This is a genomic window from Streptomyces genisteinicus (assembly GCF_014489615.1).
In the GTDB taxonomy this organism is placed as follows: domain Bacteria; phylum Actinomycetota; class Actinomycetes; order Streptomycetales; family Streptomycetaceae; genus Streptomyces; species Streptomyces genisteinicus.
Map to the genome: position 1 here is coordinate 55,730 of NZ_CP060825.1, position 24,125 is coordinate 79,854.

Below are 24,125 nucleotides of genomic sequence, written 5' to 3' on the forward strand. Positions count from 1 at the left end.
CCGGGGTGGTCCACCGTCTGTGACGAACGGCGCCGCCTCCGGGTGCCCGGACATGCCGGGAGGGGCGCGTGCGCCGGCCGCGGAGGCCGCGTCCCGTCGCGGCGTGCTGCCCCTGCCCGGGGTCGGGCAGGGGCACACGCCGTCGCACGGTCAGCTGTCGGCAAGGATCTCCCGCAGCGTCTGCGCGAACTCGGCCGGGGCGCCCTCCTGGCCGAACTCGCCGCCGAGGAAGCCCGCGTGATGGCTCGGGAAGACCGCGAGGTCGCTGCCGAGGGCGGCGGCGATCTCGGCGGCGGCGCGGGCCGGGAACTCGTCCGCGGACTCCTTGCCGGCCGCGATGACGACGCGGGTCGGGGCGGCCCGCAGCGCGCCGGTGTCGGGGCGGAAGCCGGTGCAGCTGAGCATGTTCTGGCCGAGCAGCGGGTCGTCGCGCGAGCCGTCGTCCTCGGTGGGCAGGCCGAAGGCGGCGGGGTCGGGGGCGGGCTCGTCGGCCGCGTCGGCGGGGAACACTCCCTTCCGCCCCGCCACCGCGATGAACTTCGCCATGGCGGGGCCGAGGCCCTGGCGCAGATAGGTGGCGTGGATGTCCGTGCAGGCGGCCAGCACGGCCTCGTGGTCCGGGAGGACGGGTGCCGCCGGGGGCTCGTGGGCGACGAGGGTGCGTACGAGGTGGCCGTGGCGGGCGACCAGGGCGAGCGCGTTGACCGCTCCGCCGCTGCTGGCGAAGACGTCCACCGGACCGGTGCCCAGTGCCTCGATCACGCGCCGGACGTCGTCCGCGTGCTCCTCGGGGGTCGCCCGGTCGGCACCGTCGGTGCGCTCGCTGCGGCCCACGCCCCGGGGGTCGTAGGTGACGACGGTGCGGTCCGTGAAGTACGAGGCCAGGGTGACGAAGCCGGTGGCGTCCATCGGCGACCCGATCATCAGCAGTGCGGGAGTCCCTTCCCGGTTCGTGCCGTCGCCCGCCCGGATGTCGTAGCGGAGTGTGGCGCCGTCCGCTTCCAGCGTGAACGTCCTGGGCTCGGTCATGGTGATGTCTCCTCGGTAAGTGTGCCGTTCACCCCTCCAGACCGGTGGCGGGTCGAGAAGTCATCGGTCCCTGGGGGCATCCCCGGTTCCCACTGGTCGGATCCGATCCGGCGAGGGGCACGAGGACGGGGTGAATCTACGGGCGTGGTCCCTTCGGCTGCCTGCCATTTCCCCCGGCGGACGAGTGATACTGCGGGCATGACGGAGCACCGCGGTTTCGGCGAGCTGGTGGCGTGGCTGCTGGACCACAGAGGTCTCGGTGTGCGGGAGTTGGCCGATCGCACCGGATCGGCGCCGGACGAGGTGCGGGCGTTGCTCGCGGGAGAGCCACCCGGCGAGGCGCTGCTGCGGCGGATGGCGCCTGCCCTGGGCTTCCACGCGCTCGACCTGTTCGTCCTCGCGGGGCCGGCGGTGCCGGAGGATCTGGCACCGGTGGACTCCGCGGCCGGGCGGTGGGCACCGTACCTCGTGATGGATGCCGTGCATCTGCCTTCCGCCGAGCGGCGTGAACTGCTGCAGTTCGTCCGTTCACTGCCGCAGGAGGAACGGACTTCCGTATTCGCCGTGAAACGGCCGGCGTCCCATGCCGGTCCGGGCGGTCGGGTCGTCCGCATGCTCCAGTACCGCAATCTGTGCTGGACGGGCATGGCGCAGCTCCTGGCGGTCGTGACGCCCACCTACCTGTCGGCGTCCACCTTCGGTGCGATCGGTGCGGGTCGTGGCGCGTTGACGCCGCGCTTGGTGACGGATGCCGCAGCAGTGCTGGGCGTCGACGCCCGGGAGCTGGCCGGGATGACGGGCGTGCGTCTGCGGGAGGTGCCACCGCCTCCGGCCCCGGAGGCGGTGGACGCTGCGGCTCTGCTGTGGGAGGCGCGGCGCCTGACTGCCGCCCAGGCGAAGCACGTCTCCGAGCTGGCGCGCTCGATGCGCGGGGACTCCGCCGAGGAATACTGCGTCGACCTGCCCGGGTCCTGACGCCTGGCGGGCACCCGCCGGGCGGCGTGCGTGTGGGGGACTCCGACGGGCAGTCGTGATCCTGCCCGCCGGGAATCGATCGCGTTGGGCTGACGGCCTCGCAAACCAGAGATGATCACGGAGGTCGCCATCGCACACGGTCGCATGTCCTTCTCGCCCTCCAGGCGTACACGCCCCGCTCTACGGGCGGCGATGGAGAGGGGTCGGCAAAGAGCCAGAAGCCCGGCTCGATCGGAGGCGTGAACGGTGTGCCGCGGCCGCGTCGCCGTGACATATCGTCGCGCGGCACAACGCGGGTTGCGGCCGGCGCACGACCGCAGGCCTGTGGCGCAAGGGCGCTGGATCAGCCGGGAACAGGCAGGAAGGCCATCGGGCGGGCTCGCCGGGGACCGAGTCGCACACGCGCCGACGGGGCCGAGGCACCCCGGGAAGATTTCTCGGTTTTCCTATGTTTTGCAGATTTTGGGCCAGGGAATCGACCGGGCGTGCCGGTTGTGTCCGGCGCAGTGAGCCGTACGAAACACCGGGAAGGGAACATCATGAGCAGGGTCGCAGGAGCGTTCAAAGTGATCCGCGGCAAGAAGCAGGAGGCCGACGGCAAGGCACTGAGCGACGCACGTCTGCGGGATGCCGGCCGCCGCCTCGCCGCGCAGGGCCAGACCGAGATGCGCCGTCGCCGGGCGTGACACCGCAGCCGGCCGGTCACGCCTTGCGAGGTCGTGTCGCCCGGGCCGGCGGGTTCCTCGGATTCAGTCCCGGGCCGGCTCGACCAGCCGGAACATGCCGGTCATGTCACCGCGGGCGAAGCCGTCGCGCTGGTAGAGGGAGACCGCGCCGTCCGTGGCAAAGAGCCCGACGAACGCCGTCGCCGGGGCGGTGCGGGCGACATGGCCGAGGAGGCGGTTCAGCAGAGCCGTTCCGATTCCCCGGCCCTGATGGGCGGGGTCCACGGCGAGGTCCTGGACGTAGAAGTACTTGACGCCGTCGCCGACGAGACGGCCCATGCCGACCGCCCGCCCGCCGTCGAGCGCGACGGCCCCCGCGAGCGAACCTTCCAGGGATGCGCCCATGGTCTCCCAGGCGAAGGCGTGCTCCCATCCCACCGACTCGGCGAGCCGGCGGTGCTCGCCGGGCGTGGGGAGGCGGTCGAGACAGGTGTACGCGTCGTTCACGGGACGGATGGTACCGAAGCGGCTCCGGCTGCCTGACGGGCGAGCGGCCGCCGGTGGACGCCCCGGCGTCCGGGCGCCGTCGTGATCGTCACCTCGCACCCGCACGAGGCGGCCCGCCGGCGCCACCTGGCCGCGGCGGAGGCGCACGAGGTCGTCCGTGCCGAGGTCCTTCCGGAAGCCCGGCGGCGCGGGGCGCGGGCGCCCCGTGTCCTGCGGCTCGCGCCCGCCGACCGTTCGCTGATCCGCTGATCCTGCGTGCGGGGACGGCCTGCCGGGGGACGGTGTCCGGGGGCGCACGCCCGGGGTCGGCGTCCCGTCCGCGGGCGGCCGTGGCCGTCGGCGTCGGGGCCCTCGGAGCCGTTGTCGGTGGCACCGTGCATGATCGGCGCGTCGGATCTTCCGAGGACGAGGTGGTGGCATGCCGATCACGAACCAGCAGGCGGCGGGGATCGCGTTTCTGCGGCACATGTACGCGGACCCGTACTTCCCCGATCACCTGGTCGACCGCGGCCGGGCGGTCCTGGTGCGGCTGTGCGAGCGGATCGAGGCCGAGCGGCCGGCGGACACGCAGGCCCTGTACGTGCTCACCCAGGAGGCGACGGAGGAGTTCAACGCTCTCGACGAGGAGTTCGGCGCGGCCGGGAGCGGTATCGAGACGGTGGCGCGTGAGTGGATCGCCGATGACTTCTTCCGCATCGCGTCGGCGTACGGTTTCGCGGACGCGGACGTCGAGGAGCTGATCGCCACCCGGGACTGGTGAGCCGGCGGCCGGGCGTGGCCGCGGTCACGGACGGGGACGGTCGAGGCCGGCGGTGTCTTCGGGGCCGCGGCCGCCGTGCGCGGGGCGGTGGCCGGCACGCAGCCGGTCCTCCAGGGCGTCCAGCAGGCCGGGAAGGTCCGGGGCGACGGCGAGGTCGTCGAGGGTCGACGCGGCCAGGAGCCCCGTGGCGGAGATGGAGCGCAGCGCGCCGATCAGCGGCGTCCAGAAGCCTCCCGCGTCGAGGAGGCCGACGGGCTTGCGGTGGAAGCCCAGTTGGCGCCACGACCAGACCTCGAAGATCTCCTCCAGTGTGCCGAGCCCGCCCGGCAGGGCGGCGAAGGCGTCCGCGCGGTCGGCCATGATCGCCTTGCGCTCGTGCATCGTGTCGCAGATGACGAGTTCGGTCACCTGCTCGTGCGCCCACTCGCGTTCGATCATGCTGCGCGGCATGACGCCGACGACCTCGCCGCCCGCCTCCAGCGCGGCATCCGCGAGGACTCCCATGAGCCCCGTGCGGCCGCCTCCGTAGACGAGGCCGATGCCGCGCCGTGCGAGCTCGGCGCCCACCTGGGCCGCGAGTTCGGTGTGGGCCGGATCGAATCCGTCGGACGAGGCGAGGAAGACGGCGAGGCGGCGCATGAAAGGCTCCGGGGGCGACGGCCGGATGACGGCGGGGACGGCTGCGGCGGCGACGGGTGCGAACGGTCCGGTGTACCACGGTCGGGCCCGCCCCGGCTCCTCCTCCCCCGGTCGTTCCCGGGACGGCGTGTACCGGGGCACACGGGCGACAACCCGCCGGCCCCGGCGTACGCCCCCGCGCCGAACAGCCTTGATTCGCACACCATTTCCCGTCCCCGTGGTCCCGGTGGACCTTTGACGACCGCGTTGCCGTCTCGGCGTCCGACGCGCCGGAAGGAAGCTTTGCCGACGGCTCGGGCGCTGGGTCATGCTGTGGCGACCGAGTGCAAAGGCTGGGCAAAAACGGGGGGAGATCGCGATGCTCCGCATTCATTTCGCGGACGCCGACCTGGGCCGGACCAGGGTGGCGACCAGGCCCGATCCGCTCTGGGAGATCGCCGCGAGTCTGCACCGCCTTCAGTCGCGGAAGGGCGGGTGGGCGTTCGCGGGATGGTCGCGCATGGCGCGACAGCAGTTACGCGAGAAAGGACTCGAACGGCGCGTGCGGGAGGTTCTTCTGCGGTTGTATCCGCGGGCGGAGTATTTTCCCGACTTTCTGACGCCGTCGAACGCGCTGCACGGTTTCGAGGCGGGAGTGGAGTCGATCCTCGCCACTCCCCCGCAGAGGATCCTTCAGGAGGTGGCCCGCCTCGACCGGACGGTGGGCGCACCGGCGTGGGTCGGGCGGCTTGCGGAGCCGGCGATGCGCCGGGAGCTGGTGGACCTGCTGCGCGCGTACCACGAGGCCGTCGTCGTCCCCTACGAGGACGAGGTCCACGCGAAACTGGAGGCCGAGCGCGCAGCCCGCTGCCGGGGCATCCTCGACGGCGGGGTGGAGGGCATGCTCACGACCCTCGGGCCGATGATGCGGTGGCGGCCCCCGGTGCTGGAGGTCTCCTATCCCACCCAGGCCCCGGACCGGGACCTGTATCTGCGGGGGCGGGGGCTCACACTCGTCCCCTCGTACTTCAACTGGGCGGAACCGGTCGCCTTCGCCGATCCTCAACTGCCGCCCGTGCTCTGGTACTCGATGCTCCACGAGCCGCCCGCGGAAGGCGGGGACGGCGCGGGGAAGCCGCTGACCGCACTGCTCGGCCGCGCACGGGCGATCGCACTGTACGCCACCTCCGCCGGGGCCACGACCGGTGAGATCGCCCGCGCGGCCGGTGTCTCGGCCTCCTCGGCGAGCAGGCACGCCACCGCGCTGCGCGACGCGGGCCTCATCACGACCGTCCGACAGGGTCCGGCCGTGCTGCACACACTGACGCCGGTCGGAGCGGCGATGCTGCGTGCCGCCGTGCGGGGAGCGGGTCCGGGGCTCGCGTAGCGGGGCCGTGACGGCCGCGGGCACCGGCCGCCCGGCACCACCAGCCGCCCGGTGCCGGGCGGCTGGTGGTGCCGGGCCTCCCGGCTCCGCGGCGGTGGGGGCGTCGTGGCCGGGGCGTCGGCACGACGGTGCGCGAGCCGGCGTGCACGGCCCTTGCAGGAACCTGGACGGCGCGGACCGGGGCGGTTTCCGCGCCGGCGGCCGCCGTCCCGGGCGACGGGTGCCAACGGGGCCCGCCTCCCGTGACTCACGTCACACCGGGCTGCTGTCAGGTCTCGGGGCGCTGTCCCGTTCAAGGGGCACATCCACGAGACAGGGAGCCGTGCCATGAAGAAGCACCGCATCGTCGTCCTGGGCGCCGGATACGCCGGGGCCTACGCCGCAGGGAACCTGGCCCGCCGACTGTCGCCGGCCGACACCGAGATCACCGTCGTCAACGCCGCTCCCGACTTCGTCGAGAGGATGCGTCTCCATCAGCTCGCCGCCGGCCGGGACATCACGTTCCGCCCCCTCACCGAGGTGTTCGCGGGCACCGGCGTGCGGCTGCGGCTGGCGCGGGTCACCGGTGTCGACCCCGAGCGCAGGACGGTCGCCGTGACCGGCGAGGACCGCGGTGACGGTGACGACCGCAGTGACGGCGGTGACGGCGAGCTCGCGTACGACACGCTGCTCTACACACTGGGCAGCGCGGTCGCCGATCACGGCGTGCCCGGCGTGGCCGAGCACGCCTTCGACGTGGCGGGCCGCCCGTCGGCCCTGCGGCTGCGCGAGCGGCTGGCCGGTCTCGGCCCCGGCGGGACCGTGCTGGTCGTCGGCGAGGGGCTGACGGGCGTGGAGACCGCCACCGAGTTCGCCGAGGCGCGGCCCGATCTCTCCGTCGCTCTCGCCGCCCGCGGCGAACTCGGCGACGGGCTCTCCCCGCGGGCCCGCCGCCACCTGCGCCGGGCGTTCGACCGGCTCGGCGTCACCGTCCACGAGCACACCCCCGTCGAAGCGGTCGGACCGGGAGGGGCGAGCACCGCCGGCGGTGGCTCCGTCGCGGCCGATGTGACGGTGTGGGCTGCCGGTTTCGCCGTGAACCCCGTCGCGGCGGCCGCCGGCCTGGAGGTCACCGGCGACGGCCGGATCGTCGTCGACCGCACGATGCGCTCGGTGTCCCACCCGGACGTGTACGCCGCCGGTGACAGCGCCTGGGCCGTCGGGGCGAACGGCCGCCCGCTGCCGATGTCCTGCGCCTCCGCCGGCTTCACCACCATGCAGGCGACCGCCGCGATCATCGCTCGCCTGACCGGCGGCACGGTCCCGCTCGTCGGGCTGGCGCACTACGGGAACCACATCAGCCTCGGGCGGCGCGACGCGATCTTCCAGATGGTGGACGGGGACGTCCGGTCGAAGTCCTGGTACCTGGGCGGCCGGACGGCCGCGCTGCTCAAGGCGGGAATCCTGAACGGCGCCGGGTGGAACATCGCCCATCCGACGTTCGGCAGGCCCGGACGGCGCAGGCGGACGGCCGTCGCGCCCGGCCCCACCGGCACTCGGGTCCCCGCTTAGGCTTCCCCCCATGGACAGCGCTGCGGTGGAGCGGTTCGAGGCGGGCAGGGGCCGGCTGGCCTCGCTCGCGTACCGTCTGCTCGGGTCGGCCGCCGACGCCGAGGACGCCGTGCAGGACGCGTTCCTGCGCTGGCAGGCGGCCGACCGCGAACGGGTCGAGGTGCCGGAGGCGTGGCTGACCCGGGTCGTCACCCGTCTGTGCCTCGACCGGCTCCGCTCGGCGCGGATGCGCCACGAGCGGACCGCGGGCGCCTGGCTGCCCGAACCGCTCCTCGACGGCGACCCGATGCTGGGCCCCGCCGACACCTTCGAGCAGCGCGAATCCGTGTCCCTGGCCGTGCTGACCCTCATGGAGCGCCTCTCCCCCGTGGAGCGGGCCGTGTACGTGCTGCGTGAGGCCTTCGCGTACAGCCACGCGGAGATCGCCTCGATCCTGGACGTGACCGAGTCGGCGAGCCAGCAGCACCTCCACCGGGCGCGGAACCGGGTCGCCGCGGAGCGCCGCGGAGACGGGGGGACGGACCCCGCGGCCGCGCGGCGGGTGGTGGAGGAGTTCCTCGCGGCGGCCGTGTCGGGGCGCACGGAACGGCTCGTGGAGCTGCTGACGGACGACGTGACGGCCGTCTCCGACGGTGCGGGGCTGGCCAGGCGGCTGCTGCGGTACTCGTCGCGCGAGCGGGTGGCGTCCTTCGTGTCCGCCGGGTTCCGGCCCACTCCGGCGAAGCGCCGCCTGGCCGGGGGCACGCCCGCGCTGTACCTCGCCGCGCTGAACGGCTCCCCTGCCGTCGTCGCGGTGGTGGACGGACGGGTCGTGGGAGCCGTGGCGTTCGAGGTCCGCGGCGGCCGGATCGCCTCCCTCTGCGGTGTCGCCTCCGGGGAGCGCCTCACCCGGCTGGACGGGGCGTGGCAGGGCTACGAACCCGGGGTGCCGGTGATCAGTGCGTGGTGACCGGCGCGCAGGTCTCCCTCCGCGGCGCGTTCCGTGAGGGGGTGGGCGCCGGGGTGCGGGCCCCGCTGCGGCGGAGTGTCACGCCGGTGAGCCCTGCCGGTGCGGGTGCGGCGGGGACCTGCTGCGCGTGGCACCGCTCCGGGAACGGGGCCGGTGCCGCTGCTGGTACCGGTGTGTTCATGTTCCGGCGGGAGGTGCGGCCGCGGCGGCCGCCGGTGTGAACGGGACGAGCCGGGCCAGTGCGTCGGCGGAATCAGGAGTCAGCCGGTAGAAGCCCTGGAGACTGACGGAGCGTTCCAGTCGGCCGTCCACCACGTACTTCAGGGTGCGCGTGCGGCCGCGGCGGTTGCGCCAGGTGAGGGAGGCGAGCAGGTCGCCGCCGATCGGGGTGTCGAAGCGCACAGGGGTCGAGGCGACGTGCACGGCGTCGGCGCCGCAGCCGCCGGCCCCGAGCATCGCCCAGGCGTCGTGGCCCGGGAACGACGGATCCCTCCAGCCCTCCGGGGCGCGACCGCAGCACTCGCCCCGTACGCGGTCGAGGACCCGCATCCGGGAGACCACGTACACCCGGCACCGGTTCACGTGCACGGCGTACACGTCGTCGCCTGCGGCGGCTCCCGACCAGGCGGGCAGGGACTGGTGCACGCCGGAGAAAGCGACCGGCGGGCGCTCGCCCGTACGGCCGGCCCTGCGGAGGGCGTCGCAGGTGTCATGGGTCCACAGCACGGTGAAGGCGTCGGGCATGGCCGTGATCGTACGGACGGGGTCGGACAGTCGGGCCGGACGGCCCCCGCCGGCCGGCGCGCGGAAATCCGCCGGCGGTGTGTGTCGATCCGGCCGGCTCCCGTTCGACGCACCGGTGTGGGGCGTTCCCGCCTCACGGAACGGCGACGCGAGAGCTGCGAGGGTACGGGCATGGAACAGCTGCTGAGGGTCATGAACTTCAACGTGTCACGGGACGGCGTCGCCGCCGGTGAGCACCAGAGCAGGGAGAAGCCGTTCGGCCTCGACCACGCGGAGAGGCTGTTCGGGTGGGCGGGCGCCACGGCGAGCTGGCCGATGCGCACCGACCCCGGGGGCAGCCGGGGCCTCGACGACTACTTCACCCGGGACTTCTCCCGCAACATCGGCGCCGAGATCATGGGCCGCAACAAGTTCGGTCCGCAGCGCGGGCCCTGGCTCGACCACGACTGGCGCGGCTGGTGGGGCGACGAGCCGCCGTTCCACACCCCGGTGTTCGTCATGACGCACCACGAGCGTCCGTCGTTCACGCTCTCCGACACCACGTTCCACTTCGTCGGCGGCGACCCGGCCGCGGTCCTCGACCGTGCGCGGGAGGCCGCGCAGGGCCGGGACGTCCGGCTCGGCGGCGGGGTCACGACCATTCGCCGGTTCCTCGACGCCGGGCTCGTCGACACGATGCACGTGGCCGTCTCCGACGTGGACCTCGGTCCGGGGCTCCGGCTCTGGGAGTCACCCGACGAACTGCTCGACCGCTACCGGCTCGAGGTCGTCCCCAGTCCGAGCGGTGTGGTGCACCACCTGTTCTGGCGGAGGTGAGACCCGGCCGCCCCCGGTCCGCGGCGCCCGCGGACCGGGGGTGCGCACGGGCCGCCTCGGTCCCGGCGCGGGGGCGGCCCGTGCCGGCCGGGGCTGCCGCGGCTCGGTCAGGACGCCACACGTTCGCCGGACGGTTCGGCGACGACGATCCGGATGTGCGCCGGAGCGTACTTGCGCGCCTTGTGGACCATCTTCGGCAGGTCGAACCGCGCGCGCGGGACGGCGACATGGAGGTGCGCCGGCATCGCCGGGTGGCGTGCGGCCCCGGCGCCGGCGGGCAGCGCCGCGCCGGGCCGCAGACGGGCCCCGATCAGCGCCTCCCCGCCGTCCGGCGGGGTGGCGACGACGAATTCGGTGACGTCGGTCCACGGCAGCAGCACCTCGCCGAACCGGGCTCCGGCCGCGTCGAACTGGAACGCCGTACGCCGCTTCTCGAACCAGGAGACGATGAAGGGGGCGGCCGCCACGAGGACCACGCCGCCCTTCATGTCGAGTGCCCAGCCGAGCAGCAGGGCGAGGGCCACCACGCCCGCGATCGACCCCCACAGGGCCGCCTGGTCGCGGGCGGATAACGGGTGGGTCACCCGGTAGCGTTCCCACCGGCCCGCGCGGCGGGTGGGCCCCGCACCGGGTGCCGGGTTGACGTGCGACATTGCGGAAGTACCTCTTTCGACGGCGTACGGGGACGGCGGCCGCGGACCCGCACGGGGCGCACGGCCGCGGCGGCGGGGCCGGGCCACCGCGGCGGCGGCGGGCCGGGCGGCCGGACCGACCTTGTCGCGCGGCGCTGCAAGGGCGATGAAATCCTGCTGAACCGGGGATTCGAGATTCTGCGCGGGCACGGAGCGCGCGAGCAACGGGGGTTGGGCCAGTGGGCGTGCACGGGGACGGGCAAAGCGGCGTCGCGGACGGGGCGTTGCGGGGAGACGGCGCGGACGGGGCGTTGGGGGACGAGGGCGCGGGCGGGGGGCTGCGGGGCGAGGGCGCGGACGAGGGGCTGCGGATCGATTTCCTCGGTCCGCTGCGGGCCCGTCGCGGCGGCGAGCCGGTGGCGCTGGGGCCGGTGCGGCGGCAGGCGGTTCTGACCGCGCTGGTGCTGCGCGGGCCGGGCCTGGTGACTTACGGCAGGCTCCTCGCCGACGTGTGGGGCGCGGAACCGCCCGGCTCGGGCCACCAGGTGCTGCCGAGCTACGTGTACGCGCTGCGCAAGGCGCTGGACCCGGCGGCGGCCGGGCCCGGCCGGTCGGTGATCCGGGGCGGGCGGGGCGGCTACCGGTTCGCGCCGGGAGCCGCGCGCACCGACCTCGCGGCGCTGGCCGAGGAGACCTCCCGCACCCGGCGGGCGAAGGAGTCGGGCGACCACGCGTCGGCGCTGGAGTACGGCGGCCGGGCGCTGGCGCTGTTCCGTGGCGAGCCGCTGCCCGGTCTGCCGGGGCCGTTCGCCGCCGGGGAGCGGGAACGCCTCGTCCGGCAGCGCCTCCTGCTGCGGCAGGAGCGGGCGGAGTGCCTGATGTCGCTGGGCCGTCACGCGGACGCGCTGGAGGAGACCCTGGCCGCGTCGGCCGACCATCCGCACGACGAGGCGCTCGCCGCCCTGCGGATGCGGGCGCTGTACGGCGGCGGCAGGCAGGCGGAGGCGCTCGCCGTCCACCGGGACATGCGCCGCCGCCTGCGCGACGAGCTGGGGGTGGAGCCCTCGGACGCGCTGCGCCGCGTCCATCAGGCCGTGCTGCGCCGGGACGACCGGCTGCTGCTCGGCCCGGTGGCGGGGCACCGGGCGCCGGGCCCCTCCCCCGCGGCCGGCCGGTCCGGGCCGCGTCCGGAACCCGGACCGGGCGGTGCCGCCGACGCGCGCCCCGGCCGCAACGACCTTCCCGGCGACACCGCGTGTCTGGTGGGCCGCGCCGGGGAACTCGCCCTGCTCACCGCCCCCGTGCCCGCCGGCGGGGTCTTCGTGTCCGCGGTCGACGGCACGGCGGGGGTCGGCAAGTCGGCCCTGGTGGTGCGGGCGGCGTGGACGCTCGCCGACGGCTACCCCGACGGCTGCCTGTACGTGGACCTCCACGCCCACGGCGCCTCTCCCGAGAGCGGCGACCCGGTGCGTACCCTGCGCCGGCTCCTCCGCGCGGTGGGCGGCGACCGGCTTCCCGACGGAACCGAAGGTGACCGGGACGACGACCTGGAATCGCTGGTGACGGCATGGCGGGCGGCCACCAGCGGGCTGCGTCTGCTGCTGGTCGTCGACGACGCGCGCGGTGCGGACCAGGTGCGTCCGCTGCTGCCCGCCGGCCCGGGGAGCCGGGTCCTGGTCTGCGGCCGGCAGCGCCTGGCGGGCCTCGACGCCGATCTGCGGCTGACGGTCGAGCCCCTGCCGACGGCCGACGCGGTCGGCCTGCTGCGCGAACTCCTCGGCGGGGCGCGGGCGGACCGCGAGCCCGAGGCGGCCCTTGCGCTCGCCCGGCGGTGCGGCGGTCTGCCGCTGGCGCTGCGCATCGCGAGCGCGCGCCTCCAGAACCGCCCCGCCTGGAGCCTGGGGTTCCTGGCCGGGCGGCTGTCCGACGACACTCGCGGACTCGGTGAACTGCGCGCAGGGGACCGCAGTGTGGAGGCCGCCTTCCGGATGTCCTACGACCAGCTGACGCCCCGGCTGCGGCGCGGATTCCGTGCGCTGGGACTGATGCCGACCGCGGGGTTCGACGGGCTCTGCCTCGCCGCGATGCTCGGCGGCCCGCCCGGGGATGCCGAGGACCTGCTGGAGGACCTGGTCGACGCGAGCCTGCTGCAGCAGCCGCATCCCGGCCGCTACCGGCTGCACGACCTCGTCCGGGCGCACGCCCGGCGCCTCGCGGCCGAGTCGCCGCAGCAGGCGGCCGCGGACCTCGACGCCGTGCTGGGCCTCTACACGGCCGCCGGGCGGACGGCGGGCGAGCAGAACCCCGGGAGCGCGGACGCCGGGCCGGGCGGCGGCGGTTCGCCCTTCGGCGGCCGGCGGGAGGCCGCGGCCTGGCTCGAAGCGGTCGGCGGAGAACTGGTCGGCGTGGTGGCGTGCGCCGTCGCGGCCGAACGGTTCGACGACGCCTGCCGCATCGCCGAAGCGCTGGCCGACCACTTCGTGCGCCTGGGCCAGTACCACGAGTGCCGTGCCGCTCTCGATCTCGCCCTGCCGTGCGCGGACCGGGCCGTCGACCGGCGGATGCCCGCCGCGCTGCGCAACTGCCTCGGCATGGTCGACGTGTACCTGGGAAGGCCGCAGCAGGCCCGCGTCTGGTTCGCCGAAGCTCTGCGCCACGACGGTGGCGGTCCGCGCGAGAGGGCCGCCGCGGTCACCGGCACGGGGGTCGCGGAGTGGGTGCTGGGCCGCACGGACGATGCGGCCGCCCTGCTGGAGGAGGCCGTGGAGCTCACGTCCGGGCTCGACGACGTCTGGCTGAGCACGATGGCGCTCTGCAGTCTGGGCGCGGTACGGTCCCTGACGGGTCGTCACGATCTGGCGGCCGGGCTCGGCGAGACGGCCCTCGCCATCGCCGAGAAGGCGGGCCGGCCCAGGATCCTGAGCAACGTGCTGTGCTTCTCGGCGGACGCCCATCTCGCCGCCGGCCGGCACACACAGGCGGGCGACCTCCTGCTGCGGGCGGCCGGACTCGCCCGCGCGGCAGGGGATCTGCCGCTGCGCGCGGCGAGCCTGTCACGCCTCGCGGCGGTGGAACAGGTACGGGGCGGCCTGAACGCGGCGGTCGACGCCCACCACGAGGCGCTGGCCGCGCTCACCCCGCAGTCGAGCACGGGCCTGGAGATGGAGGTGCGCGTCCGCCTCGGGAGCACGTACGCGGAGGCGGGCCGCCACACGGAGGCGCGGCGGGAGTTCCGCACGGCGCTCTCGCTGCCGGGGGCCGGTGACCACCCGCGGCAGGCGGGCCTCGCGCGGGAGGGGCTGAGCGGGATCGGCTGCGCCGAGGAGGAGTGACCTCTCACCGGCGCGGGGCGGAGGGCGGGTCCGCGCCGGGCGGGCCGAAGGTCCCGGGGCGCCGCAGGGGCGGGGCGGGCGGGGCGTCACCGGCGGTCCGGGGCGGGCGGTCCGTGGTGGGCGGCCGGCCCCGGGGCGGATGCCGCGGGCGCACCCGGCGGACGTGCCCGCGCGGCCCTGGCCCGCCCCGGGGAACCTCAGCCGTCGAGCGCGGCGACCCCACCGCGCCACCCTGCTCGCGCTCCCCGGCAGACGACCGGAACCCGGTCCCGCCCGGTCCCGGCACAGACGGCACGAACACACCGCGCAGGCAAGCCCCCGGGCAGCCCGAGCCGCCCCGGGGAAACCTCACCCGTCGAGAGCGGCCAGCCCGTCGCGCCACCGCTGCTCGCGCTCCTCGGCGGACTGCTCCCACCACGGGGTTCCGCGCTCGCCGAGCGCGACCTTCGCGCGGTGCACCCGCGACCGTGCGGCGCGTTCGGCGTCCTGGTCGTTGTCGGCGAGGGCGGCGCGCACGGCGCGGCGGGCCGCCATGAGGTGGCTGCGCAGCCGTGCCGCCGGGTCGTCCGGCACGGCGGGGTCGGTCGCCCGCCATCTGCGGCCGCGCACGACGACGAAATGGCCGTCGGGTGTCGTGCGCCGCTCCTCGTCGCCCTGCACGCGCCTGATCGTCGCGGACGGCGGCGTGTCGCGGGCCCGCGACACGCCGCGCCCGCGCTCCGCAGGGCGGCGGGCGGCAGCCCCCGGGCGCGGGGCGGGGGCCTTCCGGCGCACGGCGGGTGGTGCCTCCGTGCGGGCTGCCCGGTGTGACCGTGCGGCCGGGCCGGCGGGAAGGCCGCGCGGTCACACCGGGCGACCGGGACGGCCGAGGTGACCGCTGACGGTCTACGGGGCCTGGAAGCCCGCGTCGCGGAGGATCTTCTGGCCCTCGGGCGACGACAGCCAGGCGACGAAGGCGGCGGCCGCCTCGGCGTGCCGTGATTCCTTCAGGGTGGCGGCGGGATACTCGGCCACGGCGTTCTGCGCGTCGGGGATGTCCACCGCGTCGACCTTGTCCGGGGCGCTGTCGGCATCGGTCCGGTAGACGAGTCCGGCGTCGGCCTCGCCGAGTTCGACCTTGCTCAGCACGGCGCGCACGCTGGGTTCCTGGGACACCGGCCGGACCGTGAGGCCCTGGGCGTCGAGGATCTGCTTGCTGTACTTGCCCGCGGGGACCTCGGGCGCGGCGAGGACGACCTTGAGACCGGGGTCCGCGAGGTCCTTCAGCGCGCCGACCTTGTGGGGGTTGCCCTCGCCGGTGGCGATGACGAGGCGGTTCTTCGCGATGACCACCGGGGTGCCGGTCTCGCCCTTCACCTTGTCCATGCTCTTCGTGTCGGCGGTGACCAGCGCGTCGGCGGGTGATCCCTGGGAGACCTGGGAGACGAGCTCCTGGGAGCCGGCGAAGGAGAACGTGATCTCCGTGCCGGGGTGGGCCTTCTCGTAGGCGGCGCCGGCCGTCTTGAACACGTCGGTGAGCGAGGCCGCGGCGAGGACCGTCAGATCGACGCCGGAGGCCGTGGAACCGCCGGCGCTTTCGGCGCCGCCGTCGCTGCCGCAGGCGGCCAGGGGCACGAGGAGTGCCGCGGTGAACACGGCCGCGACGGCGCGCCGTCCGGTGAGGGCGAGGGACATCAGGGTCTGGCTCCTTGGGGACGAGGAACGGTGCGCGTCGGGTGCGGCAGGCCGGGAGGAGGACCGGCGACTGCACGCCCTGTGGCGCAATGGTGCTGCATGTGCGCCACCGTAGAGCTGATTATCTCGCATGTGCAAGAAGATCGTGGGAGCCTCCATGGCGTTTGCGGCAGGCATTGGAGGAAGTGCCGACGAGTGACCGCGACGGGTCTCGCATGCCGGACAGGAGGGGCTGCGCGACCGCCCGGAGCGGGGGTGGACGCGGCACGGGCGCGAGGCCCTGGCGGATAGGGTGACCGGCCATGGGGGCAACGAGAACGTGCAAGCAGTGCCGGCGACCGCTCGACCCGCGCCGGCGTCGCCCGAAACGGTTCTGCAACCGTCGCCACCAGGTGCGCCACTGGGTGGAGGAGATCCTGGACGCCGTCTTCGGCTGAGGGCCCCGGCCCGGATGCGCGTGCGCGGGACGGGCGAGTGATCACGATGGGATGAATGCGCCCCGGGATCGCCCCGCCGCGGCCGCCCGCCCGGCACGCTGCCGGTGTGCGCAACGAAGGAGACCGGGCCGTTCCCCGGCAGCGGGCCACGACGCCGGGACGTCATCGGCCCACCCCCCGTCCCACCGCCCCACGACCGGCGGCCGCCCGCCCGCGTTCCGGTGTGCGCGGCGCCGTCGAGGCCCGCGTCCGCTACTGGTTCGACACCACGCTGGCCCGCGGCACCGCGGCCCTCGTCGGCTGGCTCGCCCTCGCCTGCCTCGTGGTGGTGGTGCCGGTCAGCGCACTGCTCGTCTGGACCGACCGGGGCGCGCCTGTGGCCACCGGGTCGAAGATCGCCGCCGTCTGGCGCAGCACCGGGCAGACGATGCGGCTCGGCGGCGAGGTGGGGCCGCCGCTGCGCGTCGCGCTGTCGGTGCTGCTCGCCCTGGTCGCGCTCTTCTACGTCTCGACGCTGGTCAGCCTGATCACCGCGGGGATCACCGACCGGCTGATCGCACTGCGCCGGGGCCACTCGACGGTCCTGGAGCGCGGCCACACGGTGGTTCTCGGCTGGTCCGAGCAGACGCACACGGTCGTCGCCGAACTGGTCGCCGCGCAGGGCGGCAGGCGTCCGGGGATCGTGGCGGTCCTCGCCGACCGCGATCCGGCCGAGATGGAGGAGGAGCTGCGGTCCGGCATCGGCTGCACGGGCCGCGTCCGGCTGGTGGTGCGCAGCGGGCGGCCCACGGACCCCGCGGCCCTGGCCCGGGTCAGCCCGGCGACCGCCGGCTCCGTGCTGGTCCTGCCCCGCGACGACCCGGCCGGGGACGCCGAGGTCGTCAAGACGCTGCTGTCGCTGCGCGCCGTCGTCGGCGAGGACCGCGATCTGCCGGTCGTGGCCGCCGTGCGGGACGACCGCTGCCTGGCGGCTGCCCGGCTCGCGGGCGGGCCGGGGGCCACGGTGCTGGAGATCGACGACGTGTCGGCCCGGCTGCTGGTGCAGTGCGCCCGCAGGCCCGGTCTCTCCCTCGTCCACCGTGAACTGCTGGACTTCGCGGGCGACGAGTTCCACACCGTGCGGGAACCGGCGCTGGCCGGGCGGACGTTCAGGGAGGCGGCCGCGGCGTGTCCCGTGTCCAGCGCGGTGGGCGTGGCGCACGCGGACGGCGGTCTCACCCTGGGGCCGCCCGCGGCGCTCCGGCTGGCGGACGGCGACGAGCTGGTCGTCATCGCCCGGGACCGGGAGGCGACGCGTCCGGCGCCGGTGGCCGCCCCGTACGACCCGACGGCCGTCGCCGGCGAGCGCCCGCACCGGGCGCCTGCACCCCGGCGCCTGGTGCTGCTCGGCTGGAACCGCAGGGCCGGCCGGATCGTGGAGCAGCTCGCCCGCGCGACACCGCCCGGTTCGTCCCTGGAAGTGGTGACCGAGCGCAGGGCCGCCACGGTGGCCGCGCTGCGCGCCGCCGGCCGCAGGGCCGGCGGCGGGCTCGAAGTCGTCCTGCGGGAGGGCGACCCGACGCTGCGCGAGACCGTGGACGGGCTGGATCTGGCAGGCTGCCACGGGGTGATCGTCATCGGTCCGGACCGCCCCCCCGGGCTGGACGATCCCGACGACCGGACCCTCGTCACCCTCCTCCACCTGCGCGCCCGGGAACGGGCGACGGGCACACGGGTCCACGTCGTCACGGAGCTGACCGACGACCGCAACCGGCTCATCGCCCCGGTGCCGCCTGGCGCGGACGTCGTCGTCAGCGGGACGCTGACCGGCCTGCTGATGACGCAGATCTCCCAGAACCCGCGGCTGGCCGCCGTGTTCGAGGAGCTGACCGGGCCCGGCGGCAGCACGATCCGCCTGCTGCCGGCGGGCGACCTCGTCCGGACGGGCCTCCCGGTCTCGTTCGCCACCGTCGTGGAGGCGGCCTCCCGGCGGGGCGCGTGCGCGATCGGCTACCGGTCGGCGGCCCGGGCCGGTCAAGCCCCCGGGCACGGTGTACGGATCAACCCGCCCAAGGTGTACGCGCGCGTCTGGGAGGACGCGGACCAGGTGATCGTCCTCGCGCCGGAGGAGTCCGCCCCGGCCGCCCCCGTGCACGCGGCGGGAGCGGACTCCGTGTGAACCGGGCACGGCGGCCGCCGGAGCGGGGGTTCGGTGGGCCGGCACCGTGGCCGCGCCCCGGATCGGACGTCCGGCCGCCCGCCGCGAGGGGTGCGGTGCGGCGCGTGCGGCGGGCGCGTGCGGCGCGGCTCGTGCTCCGCGGGGCCGGGGCCCGAGACCGCCCGGTGGACACCGGGCGGTCCGCCTCGCCGCAGGTGCGCGAACGCCTGGTCCACCGTGGCGGAACCGTTCGAGGAGCAGGGGCAGGTCTGCTCGCGTGCGCCGGCGTCAGTCCTTGCGGCCCGTCACGGCGACGCTCACGCCGAGACCGATCATGGTGAGTCCGCCGGCCCCTCCCACGAGGGAGAGCCGCCGCGGCGAGCGGGCGAACCAGTCCCGTCCGGTGGACGCGGCCAGGCCCCACAGGCTGTCGCAGGCCAGAGCGATGACGTTGAAGACCAGGCCGAGCACCAGCATCTGCAGGACGACGTGGCCCTGGGAGCGGTCGACGGACTGCGGGAGCACCGCGGCGAAGAACACGATCGTCTTGGGGTTGGCCACGCCGACCGCGAACCCCTCCCACAGGGTACGCAGCCCGCCCTGCCCGGACCCGTCCGCGGTGAACGCCGCCCGCAGTGAACTCCGTTGCCGCCAGGCCCGCACCCCGAGGTACACCAGATACGCGGCGCCGGCCAGCTTCAGCAGCGTGAAGACGAGGACGGATCGTTCGACGACCGACCCCACCCCCAGTGCCACGGCCACGACGAGCACGCAGGCGCCCAGCGTGTTCCCCACCACGGTGGTGAGCGCGGCACGCCGGCCCTGGGCCAGGGCGCGCCCGATGACGAAGAGCACGCTGGGCCCCGGGATCACGATCAGCAGGAACGACAGCGCGGCGAAGGCGAGGAGACGGTCGGGGGACACCATGCGGCCCATTGGAGCACGGGTGCCCCGTCCGCTCGCCCCCATTTTCCGGGGCAGCGGGACGGGGCCGGCGCGGACGGACTTCCGGCGGACGGGCCCGCGGCGGGCTCGGCCGGCCGGCGCGGTGTCAGGCGGTGTCGTGGCGGACGGCGTGGTGTCCGTCCGTGTGGTGTCGGGCGGCGTGCTGTCAGGCGGCCGGTGCGAGCGGGCCGCACACCGCGTTGCCGGGCTCGTCCGGGTCGTCGCTGATCCAGAACTGTGTCCACAGCACGGCGAATCGGGGGCGTTCGAGGTAGCCGTCACCGTCCTCGTCCAGACGGTCGAAGACGTCGCCCGTCGCCGTCGCGCGGCCGTGCCAGGTGTCGATCAGCCGCTGGTGCTCGGCGCGCGAGATCCGGCCGTCGCCGTTCTCGTCGACGGCGTCGAAGATGGTGTCGGCCGTCGCCGCGACGTCCTCCCGCATCGCCGGCAGACGGTCGACCATCGCCATCAGCCCGGTCATGTCGATCCGCGCGGGCCGCTGCGGGCCCGCGGCCTCCGCCAGGAGGTACCACCAGCCCATGATCACGGCCTCGACCCTCGACGCCAGCTCGGACCCCTCGGCGACCCGCGGCAGGCTGCCCCACCGGGCGGCCAGCGCCTCGAAGTCGCGTTCCTCCAGATATCCGCTGCCGTCCACGTCGAAGGCGTCGAACATCGCCTGGATCTTCGCCCACTGGAACCCACTGGCCATCGCGTGTCTCCCTCGTTCCCGGTGCCGGGTGCCGGGATGAACCTGCCCGCCGCCGCCCGCCGCCAGGCGGCGCACAAGATCACTCCGGCCGGGGCCTGCGCCCCCGTGCCCGGTCCGGGCGCTCCGAGCGCCGGTTTGGGCCGGGAGTTCCGTGAAAGGCGCCCGCGGGACCGTCGCACCGGATCTGAGACCGGGAGCGGCCCGCCGGGCCTCAGGGCCAGGCGGGCCTCAGGCCCCCGCGGGCGCCGGACCCGAGACGCGCCGCAGGGCGTCGAGGACCGCCTGGACCGCCGTGCGGGGCGGCGAGGTGCGGCGGATGGCCGCGGTGATGGAGCGGGTCACCGGGGCCGCCAGTTCCCGGGTGGTGACGCGGTAGCGGCCGGCGTCGACGGCCATGCCGGGGAGCAGCGCGACCGCGAGACCCGCCTCGACGTGCTGGAGGGTCAGCATGTAGTTGGCGAACCTGCTCACCACCCGCGGTTCGAAGCGGGCCTGCCGGCAGAGCCGCAGCGCGAGGCCGGCCATGTACGACTGCGGCACGTCGAAGGACCACGGCTCGTCCGCGTACGCCGCGAGGTCGGCCGGGCCGCGTCCGGATCCGGGGTGTCCGGGCGGCAGGACGAGCAGGACCGGGTCGGTGGCGAGCGGCAGCAGGTCGATGTCCTCGCCGAGCGGCTGTTCGTCGAAGTCGGTGGTGGTGATGACGATGTCGGCCTCGCCGCCGCGCAGCGCCGGCAGGCTGTCGTGCGGTTCGAGTTCGAGGAGTTCCACCTCGAGGTGGGGGTGGAGGGAGGCGAGCCGGCTCACGGCCGGTACGGCGAGGGTGTGGACCGCGCTCTGGAACGCGCCCAGCCGGACCCGCCCGGCGGGCTCCCGGCCGAAGCCGCGCAGTTCCGCCTCGACGCTGTCCATGTGGTCGAGGACGTCCCTCGCCCGCCGCGCGAGGATCAGGCCGGCCGAGGTGAGTCTGACCCGGCGGCCGGTGCGTTCGATGAGCTGCGTGCGCATCTCCGTCTCCAGCACGGCGAGCTGCTGGGAGACGCTCGACGGGCTGAGACCGGCGGCCTCGGCGACCGCCCGTACCGTGCCCAGCGCGTCGAGCAGGCTGAGCAGCCGCAGCCTCCAGGGGTTCATCACGCCGCCATTGTTGTGCGGATCTTCCGAACAGGAAAGCCGGAAAGACTCGATGGACGTGTGCATCGGAGCGCGCCTACCGTCGCGGCATGACCTCTACGACGGACACGAACGCCCCGCACGACGCCCTGTCGCACGACACCTTCTGGGCCGATGCCGACCGGCATCTGGTCCGCTACGGCGGCGAGTTCTGCCGCGAGGTGATCGACCACGCGTCCGGCAGCTTCGTCTTCACCGCGGACGGGCGGCGGATACTCGACTTCACCTCGGGGCAGATGAGCGCGATCCTCGGGCACGCGCACCCGGCGATCGTGGAGACCGTGCAGCGGCAGATCACGACCGTCAGCCACCTCTACAGCGGCATGCTCAGCCGGCCCGTGGTGGACCTCGCGCGGCGGCTGGCCGGCACCCTGCCCGCGCCGCTGGAGAAGGCGCTGCTGCTGACGACCGGTGCGGAGTCGAACGAGGCGGCGATCCGGATGGCCAAACTGGTCACCGGACGCCACGAGATCGTCTCGTTCGCACGGTCCTGGCACGGTATGACGCAGGCCGCGGCGTCCGCCACCTACAGCGCCGGGCGCAAGGGCTACGGTCCGGGCGCCCCCGGGAACTTCGCGATCCCCGCGCCGCACGCGTACCGCCCGGACTTCACCCTGCCCGACGGTTCGCACGACTGGCGCCGCCAGCTGGACTTCGCGTTCGACCTGATCGACGCGCAGTCCACCGGGAGCCTCGCCGCGTGCATCGTGGAGCCGATCCTCAGCTCCGGCGGCATCATCGAGCCGCCGCCGGGCTACTTCGCCGCCCTGCGGGACAAGTGCCGGGAACGCGGCATGCTCCTCATCCTGGACGAGGCGCAGACCGGGCTGTGCCGGACCGGGACCTGGTACGCGTTCGAACGCGACGGCGTCGTCCCCGACATCCTCACCCTCTCCAAGACGCTGGGCGCCGGCCTGCCGCTCGCGGCGGTGGTCACCAGCGCCGAGATCGAGCAGGCCGCGCACGAGCGCGGCTATCTCTTCTTCACCACCCATGTCGCGGACCCGCTGGTCGCCGCGGTCGGCAACACCGTCCTCGACGTCCTGGCCGCCGAGCGGCTCGACGAACGCGCCGCGGAGCTCGGCGGGTTGCTCCGGGACGGCCTGCTGGACATCCAGCAGCGCCACCCGGTCGTCGGCGACGTGCGCGGCCGCGGTCTGCTGGCCGGCATCGAGCTCGACGCCTCGTACGACACGGGGACGAGCACGGACCTGGTGGGCGCCCGCATCACCCGGCGCTGCCTGGAGCTGGGGCTGCACATGAACATCGTCCAGCTGCCCGGGATGGGCGGTGTCTTCCGGATCGCGCCGCCGCTGACCATCGGCGAGGACGAGCTCTCCCTGGGCCTGGAGATCCTCGACCACGCCATCGACGACGTCGTCGGGGGGCGGTGAGCGGACGCGTCACGCGCGCCGCGCCGGCGCGGTCACCGGCCCGCGCGGTTCGCCGCGCGGGCCCGTCGGCGGCCGCCGTCCGGCGGGGGCGGCAACCGCCCGGCCGGGGGCGGCCGTCCGACCGGGGCGGATCAGCCGAGCAGCCGGCGCAGGACCGCACCGGCCGCCGTCCGCACCGCGTCCCGTGCCTCCTGGGTGTGGTCGATCGTCTCGAATCCGTGCTGCGCGTGGGGGACGTCGACGATCTCCAGCGCGGCGCCGCAGGCGTCGGCCGCCTCGGTGAAGGCGGCGACCGTGGCGGCGATGCCGGGGTGTTCCCGGCCGACGCGGGTGAGGACGACGGGCAGGTCGCCCGCTGCCCGCAGCGCCTCGGCGGGCCGGAACGCCCGGCCGGTGGACCCCCAGCCGGGCAGCGCCTCCAGGATGGGGTAGGTCGCCGCGAGGCACCGCAGCCACGGCGGGGGCGCCGCGAGCCAGTCGGCGCTGAGCAGTCCGCCGCCGGAGAAGAACCAGAGCGCCACCCGGTCCGCGTCGACGCGCGGGTCGGCGCGCACGGCCGCCACCGCCGCGGCGACGTCGTCGGCCGCGCGGGGGTAGTCCCGGACGTCGTGCAGCCGGTGGTCGAACATCGCCGCGACGACGCCGCGTCCGGCCAGGTGGCGGCCGTAGCCGGTGTACGCGGGCCAGTCGCGGGGTGTCGGACGCGTGCCCTCGGGGACGGGTCCGCCGTGCACGAGGACCACGGCGGGCACCGGGCCGTCCGCCGCGGGCAGGTAGAGGTCGAGTGCACCGGTCCGCTCGCGCGGGCAGGCGGGGACGTCGAGGAGGAAGGGACGCAGGTGGGGGGCCTTCTCACGCGGGGTCCTCACGATGCGGTGCCCCTCTCCCCGTGCCGCCTCCTCCAGCACCCGGGCCAGTTCGCCGGGGGTGGACAGCATCGGCCAGTGGCCGGTGGCGAGTTCGAAGAACGTGACACCGGATGCGGTGAGCGCCTGCAGGCGCGGGTCGCCGAGGGCGACCGCCTGCTCGACCAGGGCGATGCTCGATCCGTTGGCGGTGCACAGGACACCGGTGGTGGGCAGGTCGCCGGCCGCCCCGGAGCGCACCAGCGGCTCGGTGAGGGTGGCCGCCGGCTGGGGTGCGGCGAGGAACGCGAGGCGGTCCAGCCCTTCGGCGCTCACCCCGTCGGTGCTGCCCCAGCGGTGCCACGACGCCGCGTCGGGCGGGTCGACGAGATGGGCTCCGCCGGACGGCGCGGGGGTGCCGGGGACGCCCGCGGCGAGCTGGTCGCGGACCCGCTCGTCGGGGACGAGGACGGCCGGCGGGTCGCCGTCCCGGGGCAGCCCCGCGTCCAGGTACACGATCCTGGCGACGCGTTCCGGGAGCCGGTCGGCGGCCCCGAGGACGGGATGGATGCCGTAGCCGTGGCCGACGAGGACCACCTGCGGCGCCTGCAGCTCCTCGACGGCCCGTACGACGTCGGCGATGTGGGTGCCGAGGCCGGTGTCCGGCCGGGCCGGACGCAGCGGGTCCCCCATGCCCGTGAGGGTCACGGGGTGCGCGGTGTGCCCCGACTCCCGCAGCAGGGACACCACTTCGTGCCAGATCCAGCCACCGGTGTGCGCTTCCGGCACCAGGACGAACGTGCTCATGGACGCCTCCTCACAGAACGTCGTGCGGTGGGCCCG

23 protein-coding genes are annotated in these 24,125 nt (G+C 75.1%); 12 read left to right on the plus strand and 11 right to left on the minus strand.

Annotation, left to right across the window (positions count from 1 at the left end; all coding sequences use genetic code 11):
• Positions 1-150: 150 nt before the first annotated feature.
• Positions 151-1,029: an alpha/beta fold hydrolase gene (locus tag IAG43_RS00240; RefSeq protein ID WP_187738709.1), complete on the minus strand. Its 879-nt coding sequence runs from the start codon at positions 1,027-1,029 to the stop codon at positions 151-153.
• A gap of 198 nt (positions 1,030-1,227) precedes the next feature.
• Here IAG43_RS00240 and IAG43_RS00245 point away from each other — a divergent pair, with 198 nt between their 5' ends.
• Both IAG43_RS00245 and IAG43_RS00250 read left to right on the plus strand, forming a co-directional pair.
• A complete protein-coding gene (locus IAG43_RS00245; protein ID WP_187738710.1) occupies positions 1,228-2,004 on the plus strand; it encodes a hypothetical protein in 777 nt (258 codons plus the stop codon).
• 539 nt (positions 2,005-2,543) lie between these two features.
• On the plus strand, positions 2,544-2,690 hold the full coding sequence (locus IAG43_RS00250) for a hypothetical protein (protein WP_187738711.1): 147 nt from the start codon (positions 2,544-2,546) through the stop codon (positions 2,688-2,690).
• A gap of 63 nt (positions 2,691-2,753) precedes the next feature.
• Here the strand turns inward: IAG43_RS00250 and IAG43_RS00255 are convergent, their stop codons facing one another.
• Positions 2,754-3,176, minus strand: coding sequence for a GNAT family N-acetyltransferase (locus IAG43_RS00255; protein ID WP_187738712.1), 423 nt, complete (start codon positions 3,174-3,176; stop codon positions 2,754-2,756).
• 81 nt (positions 3,177-3,257) lie between these two features.
• On the opposite strand from IAG43_RS00255, the gene IAG43_RS00260 reads away from it, so the two are divergent.
• Both IAG43_RS00260 and IAG43_RS00265 read left to right on the plus strand, forming a co-directional pair.
• Positions 3,258-3,425: a hypothetical protein gene (locus tag IAG43_RS00260; protein WP_187738713.1), complete on the plus strand. Its 168-nt coding sequence runs from the start codon at positions 3,258-3,260 to the stop codon at positions 3,423-3,425.
• A 169-nt stretch (positions 3,426-3,594) separates the two neighbouring features.
• Positions 3,595-3,936: a DUF5713 family protein gene (locus IAG43_RS00265; RefSeq protein WP_187738714.1), complete on the plus strand. Its 342-nt coding sequence runs from the start codon at positions 3,595-3,597 to the stop codon at positions 3,934-3,936.
• 24 nt (positions 3,937-3,960) lie between these two features.
• On the opposite strand, the gene IAG43_RS00270 is transcribed toward IAG43_RS00265, so the two are convergent.
• Positions 3,961-4,575 (minus strand): LOG family protein, encoded by a 615-nt coding sequence (locus IAG43_RS00270; RefSeq protein WP_187738715.1) that lies wholly within the window; start codon positions 4,573-4,575, stop codon positions 3,961-3,963.
• Positions 4,576-4,933: 358 nt separating this feature from the next.
• On the opposite strand from IAG43_RS00270, the gene IAG43_RS00275 reads away from it, so the two are divergent.
• From IAG43_RS00275 to IAG43_RS00285, 3 genes are all read left to right on the plus strand, one after another.
• Entirely contained in the window at positions 4,934-5,941 is a 1,008-nt protein-coding gene (locus IAG43_RS00275; RefSeq protein WP_187738716.1) for a helix-turn-helix domain-containing protein, read from the plus strand.
• Between the two features lie 327 nt (positions 5,942-6,268).
• Positions 6,269-7,492, plus strand: a complete 1,224-nt coding sequence (locus IAG43_RS00280; protein WP_187738717.1) for an NAD(P)/FAD-dependent oxidoreductase — start codon at positions 6,269-6,271, stop codon at positions 7,490-7,492.
• Positions 7,493-7,502: 10 nt separating this feature from the next.
• The gene (locus tag IAG43_RS00285) at positions 7,503-8,441 is read left to right on the plus strand and encodes a sigma-70 family RNA polymerase sigma factor (protein WP_187738718.1); all 939 of its coding nucleotides are present in this window, start codon (positions 7,503-7,505) and stop codon (positions 8,439-8,441) included.
• A gap of 177 nt (positions 8,442-8,618) precedes the next feature.
• Here the strand turns inward: IAG43_RS00285 and IAG43_RS00290 are convergent, their stop codons facing one another.
• Entirely contained in the window at positions 8,619-9,185 is a 567-nt protein-coding gene (locus IAG43_RS00290) for a hypothetical protein (RefSeq protein WP_187738719.1), read from the minus strand.
• A gap of 171 nt (positions 9,186-9,356) precedes the next feature.
• On the opposite strand from IAG43_RS00290, the gene IAG43_RS00295 reads away from it, so the two are divergent.
• The gene (locus tag IAG43_RS00295; protein WP_187738720.1) at positions 9,357-10,001 is read left to right on the plus strand and encodes a dihydrofolate reductase family protein; all 645 of its coding nucleotides are present in this window, start codon (positions 9,357-9,359) and stop codon (positions 9,999-10,001) included.
• 107 nt (positions 10,002-10,108) lie between these two features.
• Here the strand turns inward: IAG43_RS00295 and IAG43_RS00300 are convergent, their stop codons facing one another.
• Positions 10,109-10,654: a hypothetical protein gene (locus IAG43_RS00300; protein WP_187738721.1), complete on the minus strand. Its 546-nt coding sequence runs from the start codon at positions 10,652-10,654 to the stop codon at positions 10,109-10,111.
• Positions 10,655-10,944: 290 nt separating this feature from the next.
• On the opposite strand from IAG43_RS00300, the gene IAG43_RS00305 reads away from it, so the two are divergent.
• Positions 10,945-13,965 (plus strand): AfsR/SARP family transcriptional regulator, encoded by a 3,021-nt coding sequence (locus tag IAG43_RS00305; protein WP_187738722.1) that lies wholly within the window; start codon positions 10,945-10,947, stop codon positions 13,963-13,965.
• A 348-nt stretch (positions 13,966-14,313) separates the two neighbouring features.
• Here IAG43_RS00305 and IAG43_RS00310 read toward each other — a convergent pair whose 3' ends face one another.
• Together IAG43_RS00310 and modA are read right to left on the minus strand one after the other, a co-directional pair.
• On the minus strand, positions 14,314-14,625 hold the full coding sequence (locus tag IAG43_RS00310) for a hypothetical protein (RefSeq protein ID WP_187738723.1): 312 nt from the start codon (positions 14,623-14,625) through the stop codon (positions 14,314-14,316).
• Between the two features lie 225 nt (positions 14,626-14,850).
• Entirely contained in the window at positions 14,851-15,639 is a 789-nt protein-coding gene (gene modA, locus IAG43_RS00315; protein WP_187738724.1) for a molybdate ABC transporter substrate-binding protein, read from the minus strand.
• A gap of 302 nt (positions 15,640-15,941) precedes the next feature.
• Between modA and IAG43_RS34925 the strand changes: the two genes are divergently transcribed.
• Together IAG43_RS34925 and IAG43_RS00320 are read left to right on the plus strand one after the other, a co-directional pair.
• Complete coding sequence (locus IAG43_RS34925; protein ID WP_281403957.1) at positions 15,942-16,076, plus strand: hypothetical protein; 135 nt, start codon at positions 15,942-15,944, stop codon at positions 16,074-16,076.
• Positions 16,077-16,299: 223 nt separating this feature from the next.
• Positions 16,300-18,234 (plus strand): CASTOR/POLLUX-related putative ion channel, encoded by a 1,935-nt coding sequence (locus IAG43_RS00320; RefSeq protein ID WP_246574000.1) that lies wholly within the window; start codon positions 16,300-16,302, stop codon positions 18,232-18,234.
• A 267-nt stretch (positions 18,235-18,501) separates the two neighbouring features.
• On the opposite strand, the gene IAG43_RS00325 is transcribed toward IAG43_RS00320, so the two are convergent.
• The 3 genes from IAG43_RS00325 to IAG43_RS00335 form a co-directional block, all read right to left on the minus strand.
• The gene (locus IAG43_RS00325) at positions 18,502-19,140 is read right to left on the minus strand and encodes a LysE family translocator (RefSeq protein WP_187738726.1); all 639 of its coding nucleotides are present in this window, start codon (positions 19,138-19,140) and stop codon (positions 18,502-18,504) included.
• 184 nt (positions 19,141-19,324) lie between these two features.
• Positions 19,325-19,870 (minus strand): EF-hand domain-containing protein, encoded by a 546-nt coding sequence (locus IAG43_RS00330; protein ID WP_187738727.1) that lies wholly within the window; start codon positions 19,868-19,870, stop codon positions 19,325-19,327.
• 228 nt (positions 19,871-20,098) lie between these two features.
• Positions 20,099-21,004 carry a LysR family transcriptional regulator gene (locus IAG43_RS00335; RefSeq protein ID WP_223006020.1) on the minus strand — a complete coding sequence of 302 codons (906 nt, stop codon included), beginning with the start codon at positions 21,002-21,004 and terminating at the stop codon, positions 20,099-20,101.
• 89 nt (positions 21,005-21,093) lie between these two features.
• Between IAG43_RS00335 and IAG43_RS00340 the strand changes: the two genes are divergently transcribed.
• The gene (locus IAG43_RS00340; RefSeq protein WP_187738729.1) at positions 21,094-22,437 is read left to right on the plus strand and encodes an aspartate aminotransferase family protein; all 1,344 of its coding nucleotides are present in this window, start codon (positions 21,094-21,096) and stop codon (positions 22,435-22,437) included.
• A 131-nt stretch (positions 22,438-22,568) separates the two neighbouring features.
• On the opposite strand, the gene IAG43_RS00345 is transcribed toward IAG43_RS00340, so the two are convergent.
• Positions 22,569-24,089, minus strand: coding sequence for an alpha/beta hydrolase (locus tag IAG43_RS00345; RefSeq protein ID WP_187738730.1), 1,521 nt, complete (start codon positions 24,087-24,089; stop codon positions 22,569-22,571).
• Positions 24,090-24,125 lie beyond the last annotated feature (36 nt).